The organism is Micromonospora fiedleri, assembly GCF_016774385.1.
Taxonomy (GTDB): domain Bacteria; phylum Actinomycetota; class Actinomycetes; order Mycobacteriales; family Micromonosporaceae; genus Micromonospora; species Micromonospora gifhornensis.
In genome coordinates, this window is sequence record NZ_JAETXL010000092.1 from 1 (window position 1) to 451 (window position 451).

Annotated in this window: 1 protein-coding gene; it reads left to right on the forward strand. The window is 72.3% G+C overall.

The annotated features are described in order from the left end of the window. Positions 1 to 100: 100 nt before the first annotated feature. The coding region (locus JMF97_RS30785; protein ID WP_203224690.1) for a hypothetical protein at positions 101 to 451 on the forward strand (351 nt) is incomplete at its 3' end.

Here is a 451-nt window from a genome sequence, read left to right on the forward strand (position 1 = left end):
TGTGCTGGGCGACAAGGCCGCGGGGTGCACCGACCCGATGCGCGCGCAGCTCAATCGGATCATCGGAGCGATTAACTCCGGCAGTGCGAATGTGGACGGGATGCTGCCCAGGTCGCTGCCCCGGATCCCGATGCTCGCCAACGGCGCGATCCTGCTGGCCCCGACGCTGTTAGTCGGCGGTGAGGCCGGCGACGAGGTGGTCATCCCGCTGACTCGGCCCCGGCGGGCCCGTCAGCTCGCCGAGGAGTCGGGTCTGCTGTCGCTTCTCGCCGGGCAGGCCGACGGCGGCCGGCCGAGCACATTCGATCGCGGCGCGATCAGCGTGGTGTTCGAGGGCGTGCTGCCCACCAGGCAGGAGGCGCTGGACGTAGGCCAGGCGGTCGGTGCAGGCGCTTTGCGGACGTTGGCGCGCCGGGACGGCGCCACGCCAGTCACGCCGAGCCGGTGGCGC